Origin of the sequence: Crenobacter caeni (assembly GCF_010435965.1) — a bacterium.
In the GTDB taxonomy this organism is placed as follows: Bacteria; Pseudomonadota; Gammaproteobacteria; order Burkholderiales; family Chromobacteriaceae; genus Craterilacuibacter; species Craterilacuibacter caeni.
Genome location: NZ_JAAGAA010000001.1, coordinates 384,863 through 392,349, shown reverse-complemented (window position 1 = coordinate 392,349; position 7,487 = coordinate 384,863). Strand labels below are relative to the sequence as shown.

Sequence of the window (7,487 nt, the reverse complement as noted above, 5' to 3'; positions counted from 1 at the left end):
CGTTCGACTTGCATGTGTAAAGCATGCCGCCAGCGTTCAATCTGAGCCAGGATCAAACTCTTCAGTTCAATCTCTAACTTTTTCGTACTTCTGGCACGCAAGTCCAAAGAAACTTTCGTTTCCTTCTCTTGCAGTGCAAGTGTTGGCTGCGCCAAGCACTCACACCTATCGGTTGTTCGTTCTGTTAAAGAGCAGTGACGTTTCGCGTTGTGTGCGCTGCGTCGAGGTGGCGAACTATACGTTTGCAGCCCGCCTCCGTCAACACCTTCCTGTACAGGAAATGGCAGAAGTCCGTCATCTTGTTGATTAGCATCACAAAAAATTTCAACCTTCGCCCAAGGCTGCGCTTGCCGGATAATCGCAAGCCTGATTACAGGAGACTGCTTTGACCCACCCCACCTGGATTTTCGACCTCGACAATACCCTGCACGACGCCGACCACGGCATTTTCCCGCGCATCAACGAACTGATGACCCGCTACATCATGGACAAGCTGGCAGTGGACGAGGAAGCCGCGCACACGCTGCGCGAACGTTACTGGCAGCAATACGGCGCGACGCTGCGCGGACTGGTCGAACACCACGGCATCGACCCGCACCACTTCCTGCGCGAGACGCACCCGACCGAGGTGTTCCGCCCCATGCTGCGCTGGGAGCCGGACCTCGACAGCGTGCTGCGCACGCTGCCCGGCCGCAAGATCCTGCTCTCGAACGGGCCGCAGCATTATGTGGAAGACCTGCTGCGCGCGATGGGCGTCCACCAGCACTTTTGCGCGCACTACGGCGTCGAGCGCCTCGACTTCACCCCCAAGCCCGCCGCGTCGGCGTTCCGCCGCGTGCTGGTCGACCACCACCTGCAGGCGCAGCACTGCGTGATGGTCGAGGACAGCCTGGACAACCTGAAGGCGGCCAAAGCTCTGGGCATGAAGACCGTCTGGCTCAGCCGCAAGCCGCAGCGCCCCGACTATGTCGACGCGCGCATCAGCCGCATCAGCGAGCTGTCACGCCTTGCGCTGGCGGGCTGACTGCCAGAGCAGACCCAGCAGCGTCGCCAGCGCCGCGTACGGCCACAACTGCGACAGGAAGGCGATCAGCGCGTTCATATTGGCCAGATGGCCGTAATGCCAGCGGAACAGCGACAGCATTTCCTCGTCCGAGCGGGTCAGCGGCCACATCGCGGCGAGCACCCGGGTGCCGGCCAGCGCGAGCAGGGCGACCACCGCCTGCACCAGCGGCGGGAAGCGTGTGAACAGCCACACCAGCAGGAAGCCCGCCGACAACCCGGTCATCACGTTGAAGCTGATCCACTCGAACAGCGCCATCGGCTTGAGCAGCGCGCCCGCGGTCATCATCTTCAGCAGCCACGGCAGCAGCATCACGAGCATGACCGCGCGCGCGTAGTAGCGCCTGTCTGCCAGGAAGGTGGTAACAAACAACAGCACCGCGACCAGGTGCAGCATCACGCTGCCGGCCTCGACCAACAGCAGGAACAGCATGGGGTTTTCCAGCGGTGACACAAAGGGCTGCGGCAGCCCCAGCGGGCGCACCACCACGCCGAACAGCGGCACCGACGGGTCGAGCTGGGTGACGAACCACAGCGCGATCAGCACCACCGCGTAGTCGGCTGCCGTTTCACTGCGGAAATAGCGCTGGCGGGCCCGCCAGATGCGGTGCCATAGCCGGCGAAACAGCGGGCTGACCGCCAGCGTCGCGCCCAGCGCACCGCCGGCGGCGTTGTACAGCATGTCGAGGTTGGACGACACGCGGCTGGGCAAAAATTGCTGGCCGAATTCGACCAGCAGGCTGGCCAGCCCGCACAGCAGCACGGCGAGCAGCCAGCCCAGGATGCGCGGCCTGCAGGTCAGCGCCAGCGCGAAACCCAGCGGCAGGTAGACGATGAAGTTGACCGCGTTGTCGAACACGCGGAAGTAGTAAGGCAGCGGGTAGCTCAGGAACTCGAACAGCGGCCGGCCGCTATACGCCCAGCCGGTGAACGGGTAGAAGCTGGTGAAGACGATCACCACGAAGGTGATCAGGGCCGTGTAATGGGCCACATGGGAACGCGCAGCGTTGACCACGGCATTTAATGGGCAAATTATTGACTGCCAGAGCATACGGCGGCGCCTGCCGGCGGGCAAGCGCGCCGCGGCATCCCCGGCGCACGTAAAAAAGGCAGGCCCAAGCCTGCCCCGATTGCCGCAGCTGCGCGCTCAGTCGTTCGCGCGCAGGGCACCGGGCGAGACGCGCGAGGCGATCACGATCAGTACCAGCGTCAGCAGCATCAGCAGGCTGGACACCGCGTTCACTTCCGGCGTCACCGCGATCTTGATCATCGAGTAGATCTCCAAGGGCAGCGTCGACGCGCCGGCGCCGGCGGTAAAGAAGGTGATCACGAAGTCGTCGATCGACAGCGTGAACGCCATCAGGGCGCCGGCGATGATGCCCGGGCGGATCACCGGCAGCGTCACCAGCCGGAACGCCTGAAAAGGCGTCGCGCCCAGGTCGCGCGCGGCCTCGACCAGGCTCTCGTCCATCCCCTGCATGCGTGCCTTGACCACGATGGCGACGAAGCCGATGCAGAACGCGACGTGCGAGAGCAGGATGGTGAACAGGCCGAGCTCAAGGATGCCGAGGATCTGGTTGACCAAGACGAAGAAGATCACCAGGCTGACCCCGGTCAAAAGCTCGGGAATCGCGATCGGCGTGAGCACCAGGAAGCTCAGGAACGGCACCTTGTACTTGTGCAGCGCCATGCCGGCCAGCGTGCCCAGTACCGTCGACAGGAAACTTGCCGCGAGCGCGATCAGCAGCGAGTTGCCCGCCGCGGTCAGCATCTTCTCGTTGGCGAACAGCTGGCTGTACCAGCGCGTGGTGAAGCCCACCCACTCCGCGTTGAGCTTGGAGTCGTTGAACGAGAACACCACCACGATCACCAGCGGCAGGTAGAGGAACAGGTAGGTCACCCAGGCCGATACCTTCAGCCAGGCGGACTGTTTGGCCTTAGCCACGCTTCACCCCCTTGCGCGCGATCAGCGCGCCCAGCATTGCAATCGCCAACACCCCGGCCGTCAGCATGATCGACAGCACCGCACCGAACGGCCAGTCGCGGGTGTCGAGGATCTGCTGCTTGATCAAGTTGCCGATCATGATCGAGTCGGTCCCACCCAGGATGTCCGGAATCGCGAACATGCCAAGCGCCGGGATGAACACCAGCGCCGAGCCGGCGAACACGCCGGGCAGGCTCAACGGCCAGGTAATCCTCCAGAAGCGCTGCCAAGCGTTCGCGCCCAGGTCCTGCGCGGCCGACAACAGCGACAGGTCGTGCTTCTCCAGGTTGGCGTACAAGGGCAGCACCATGAAGGGCAGGTGCACGTAGACCATGCCGACGATCACCGCGAACGGGGTGAACAAGAGCTGCACCGGCTCACCTCCCATGCCGGTCCATACCCAGTTGACCGCACGAGTGAACGCCGACTGCGGGCCGAGAATGATCATCCACGCGTAGATGCGGATCAGGAAGTTCGACCAGAACGGCAGGATCACCAAGAGCAGCAACAGGTCGCGGTACTTCTTCGCCGAACGCGCAATCAGCCACGACAGCGGGTACGCCATCACTAGGCAGATCAGCGTGGTCAGCGCCGCGTACCACGCGGACTTGGCGAACAGCTCGAAATAGATCGGCTCCTCGACAAGGCGCGTGAAGTTCTCCAGCGTCAGGTCCCAGATGAGCTTGCCTTCCTCGTAGTAATACATCGGCGCGAGGCCGCCGTAGTCACCGGGAAAGCGGAACGCCGCGACGAACATGATCGCGGTCGGGATCAGGAAAAACAGCACCAGATAGAGTAGCGGCGGCCACGACAGCAGCCATTTGCCCAGACGGTTCTTCATGGCGCTTACTCGGTCAGGAAGCTGCCGGCGTCGAAACGCCAGGCAATCTCGACGATGTCGCCGTCGTCGAAGAACTTGGCGACCCCGGGGATGTTGTTGGGCAGCATCGCCTCGATCAGCACGCCGTCGGCAACCTCGACGATGTAGATGGTCACATCGCCCAGGTACAGGCAGTCGTGGATGCGCCCCCTGAAATACGCCTCGTCCGGCAGGTCCGACAGTTCCTTGTCGAGCTTGATCTTCTCCGGCCTCAAAGCGAGCCAGCCTTGCTGGCCGACGGTTACACCCGGCACCGCGAGCGTACGCACCTCGCCGCAGCCCTTGATATCGACCGTCATCGTCCCGCCATCGACCGCGCGCACCGTCCCCTCCAGCACATTGCACTGGCCGATGAAGTCGGCGACGAAACGGTTCTTCGGGTTGCCGTAGATGTTCTCGGGGATGTCGAGCTGCTCGACCTGACCACGGCTCATCACCGCGATGCGGTGGCTGAGCGCCAGCGCCTCGCCCTGGTCGTGGGTGACGTAGACGAAGGTGATGCCGACTTCCTTCTGCAGCTTGATCAGTTCGAGCTGCATCTCCTCGCGCAGCTTGGCGTCGAGCGCGGACAGGGGCTCGTCGAGCAGCAGCAGGCGCGGACGGTCGACCAGCGCGCGCGCGATCGCGACACGCTGGCGCTGGCCGCCGGACATCTCGTGCGGGTAGCGCTTGCCAAATTCGGTGAGGCGCACGTCTTCCAGCAACTCGTCGACCTGCGCGTCCATCTTGTCCTTGGCCCAGCCGGCCATCTTCAACGGGAACGCGATATTTTCGCGCACCGTCATGTGCGGAAACAGCGCGTAGTTCTGGAACACCGTATGCACCGGACGCTTCTCCGGCGGCACACGCGACATGTCCTGCCCGTCGAGCAGGATCTGCCCGGCGTCCGGCTGCTCGAAACCCGCCAGCATGCGCAGCAAGGTGGTCTTGCCGCAACCGGAAGGACCCAGCAGGGTGAAGAACTCGCCTGCCTCGACCGACAGGCTCACGTCGTTGACAGCCGTGAAGTCATCGAACTGTTTTACGACGTTGCGGATTTCAAGGAGCGCCATCTTTCGTCCCCGCCCATAAAAAAGGGCGCAATTGTAGCAAAAATCCCCCCGGGGGGAAGCCGGGAATGCCTTGCAAATTCAAGGCCTCAGCGCAGTTTGCTGATCCGCCTCAAATGCGGATCACGCAAAGCGGGCAAACAGTACCGTTTGTCAGCGGGCCGCACGGACGGCTTATAAACGGTGTAGCGCCGGCGGCCCAGTGCCGCCAGACAATGCAAAAAGGCGCCCGCAGGCGCCTTGCATGGAGATGGCCAGGATCAGAACTTGGTGCCGATGCCCAGACCGAACACCCACGGGTTGATCTTCAACTCACCCACATGTGCGCCATTCAGGCTCACGTCGGTCTTGATCCAGATCTTCTTGACGTCGACGTTGATGAAGTAGTCCTTGTTGACCGCGTAGTCGGCACCGACCTGCAGCGCGCCGCCCCAGCTGTTCTTGTCGATATCCAGATCTGCAGCACCTGCCTTCAAGCTGCTCTTGTAGAAGCGGGTGTAGTTGATACCGGCACCCACGTACGGACGGAAGGCCGCTTCCGGCGCAAAGTGGTACTGCAGGGTCACGGTCGGCGGCAGCACCCAGACGTTGCCCAGATTGCCGAGCTTATTCGAGGTCACCTGATGGCGGGCAGTACCCAGGATCAGTTCGGCGCCGATGTTGTTGGTGATCATGTAGGTGAAGTCGAGCTCAGGTGCGACCTGGCTCTTCACATCAACATCCAGCCCCGGAACGACATTGCCATTGCTCCACGATGCGCTCGGATCAATGTCGATCACGCGGAAGCGGGCCAGGATGTCACCCTGGGCGGCGAAAGCGGGAGCGGCCAGAGCGGCGGCGAGCGCGGCGATTGCGAACTTCTTCATCATTATTCTCCTGAACGGTGAGGTTTTTTGCGTTTAGAATCTTGGGTCAAGACGCGTGGCTCAAACATCCCATACGCGTATCGATGGCAGCAAAATTAGCAAAGCCCTCCGCGTGAAACCTTGAGCCAGATCATGAAAAGAACATAAAACATGAAAAATCCATACCGCGACCTGCGCGAATTCATCGCGCAACTGGAGGCCGACGGCGACCTCAAACGCATCGCCCGCCCGGTGTCGCCGCACCTGGAGATGACCGAGATCGGTGACCGCGTATTGCGCGCGGGCGGCCCCGCCCTGCTCTTCGAGCGACCCGAACGCGATGGCGTGCGCTACGCCTACCCGGTGCTCGCCAACCTGTTCGGCACGCCCGAGCGCGTCGCGCGCGGCATGGGCGCGGACAGCGTCGACAAGTTGCGCGAGATTGGCTCAACGCTCGCCTACCTGAAGGAGCCCGAGCCGCCGAAGGGGCTGCGCGACGCGTGGGACAAGCTGCCGCTACTCAAGCAGGTGCTGTCGATGGCGCCGAAGGAAGTGAGCAAGGCGCCCTGCCAGCAAATCGTATGGGAAGGCGCCGAGGTCGACCTCGAGAAGCTGCCGATCCAGCACTGCTGGCCGGGCGACGTGGCCCCGCTGATCACCTGGGGGCTGACCGTCACCCGCGGCCCCAACAAGAAGCGGCAGAACCTCGGCATCTACCGCCAGCAGGTCATCGGCAAGAACCGCGTGATCATGCGCTGGCTGGCGCACCGCGGCGGCGCGCTCGACTACCGCGAGTTCTGCGCGCGCCACCCGGACACGCCGTATCCGGTCGCGGTGGTGCTCGGCTGCGACCCGGCGACCATCCTCGGTGCGGTCACCCCGGTGCCGGACACCCTGTCCGAATACCAGTTCGCCGGCTTGCTGCGCGGCGCGCGCACCGAACTGACCCGCTGCATCGGCTTCGACCTGCAGGTGCCGGCGCGCGCCGAAATCGTGCTCGAAGGGCATATCCACCCTAACGACACCGCGCTGGAAGGGCCGTACGGCGACCACACCGGCTACTACAACGAGCAGGACCGCTTTCCGGTGCTCACCGTCGAGCGCATCACCATGCGCGAGAACGCGATCTACCACAGCACCTACACCGGCAAGCCACCGGACGAGCCGGCCATCCTCGGCGTCGCGCTGAACGAGGTGTTCGTGCCCATCTTGCAAAAGCAGTTCCAAGAGATCACCGACTTCTACCTGCCGCCCGAGGGTTGCAGCTACCGGATGGCGGTGGTCCGCATCAAGAAACAATATCCGGGGCACGCCAAGCGGGTGATGATGGGGGTGTGGTCGTTCCTCAGGCAGTTCATGTACACCAAGTTCATCGTGGTGGTGGACGACGACGTCGACACCCGCTCGTGGCAGGAGGTGATCTGGGCGATCACCACGCGCATGGACCCGGTGCGCGACACGGTGCTGATCGAGAACACCCCGATCGACTACCTGGACTTCGCGAGCCCAGTGTCGGGCCTCGGCGGCAAGATGGGGCTGGATGCGACCAACAAGTGGCCAGGCGAGACCACGCGCGAATGGGGCACGCCCATCGTGATGGACTCGGCCACCCGCGCCCGGGTCGACGCGATGTGGGACGAACTGGGCCTGTAAGTGGGTACATCAGT

The 7,487-nt window shown here is 63.2% G+C and carries 7 protein-coding genes and 1 rRNA gene; 2 read left to right on the top strand and 6 right to left on the bottom strand.

Features of this window, described 5'->3' with window-relative positions:
- A 16S ribosomal RNA gene (locus tag GZH52_RS01985) occupies positions 1–68 on the bottom strand; the annotation flags it as partial.
- 317 nt (positions 69–385) lie between these two features.
- Here GZH52_RS01985 and GZH52_RS01980 point away from each other — a divergent pair.
- Positions 386–1,024, top strand: coding sequence for a pyrimidine 5'-nucleotidase (locus tag GZH52_RS01980; protein WP_163314825.1), 639 nt, complete (start codon positions 386–388; stop codon positions 1,022–1,024).
- Here the strand turns inward: GZH52_RS01980 and GZH52_RS01975 are convergent.
- The 5 genes from GZH52_RS01975 to GZH52_RS01955 form a co-directional block, all read right to left on the bottom strand.
- A complete protein-coding gene (locus GZH52_RS01975) occupies positions 1,001–2,053 on the bottom strand; it encodes a VanZ family protein (RefSeq protein WP_349290625.1) in 1,053 nt (350 codons plus the stop codon). The two genes, GZH52_RS01980 and GZH52_RS01975, sit on opposite strands and share 24 nt — an antisense overlap.
- A gap of 156 nt (positions 2,054–2,209) precedes the next feature.
- On the bottom strand, positions 2,210–3,007 hold the full coding sequence (locus GZH52_RS01970) for an ABC transporter permease (RefSeq protein ID WP_349290624.1): 798 nt from the start codon (positions 3,005–3,007) through the stop codon (positions 2,210–2,212).
- Positions 3,000–3,887: an ABC transporter permease gene (locus tag GZH52_RS01965; protein ID WP_163314823.1), complete on the bottom strand. Its 888-nt coding sequence runs from the start codon at positions 3,885–3,887 to the stop codon at positions 3,000–3,002. Before GZH52_RS01965 ends, GZH52_RS01970 begins: the two co-directional genes overlap by 8 nt.
- 5 nt (positions 3,888–3,892) lie before the next feature.
- Positions 3,893–4,978 carry an ABC transporter ATP-binding protein gene (locus GZH52_RS01960; RefSeq protein ID WP_163314822.1) on the bottom strand — a complete coding sequence of 362 codons (1,086 nt, stop codon included), beginning with the start codon at positions 4,976–4,978 and terminating at the stop codon, positions 3,893–3,895.
- A 257-nt stretch (positions 4,979–5,235) separates the two neighbouring features.
- On the bottom strand, positions 5,236–5,841 hold the full coding sequence (locus GZH52_RS01955; RefSeq protein WP_163314821.1) for an OmpW/AlkL family protein: 606 nt from the start codon (positions 5,839–5,841) through the stop codon (positions 5,236–5,238).
- Positions 5,842–5,991: 150 nt separating this feature from the next.
- Between GZH52_RS01955 and ubiD the strand changes: the two genes are divergently transcribed.
- The gene (gene ubiD / locus GZH52_RS01950) at positions 5,992–7,473 is read left to right on the top strand and encodes a 4-hydroxy-3-polyprenylbenzoate decarboxylase (RefSeq protein WP_163314820.1); all 1,482 of its coding nucleotides are present in this window, start codon (positions 5,992–5,994) and stop codon (positions 7,471–7,473) included.
- Positions 7,474–7,487 lie beyond the last annotated feature (14 nt).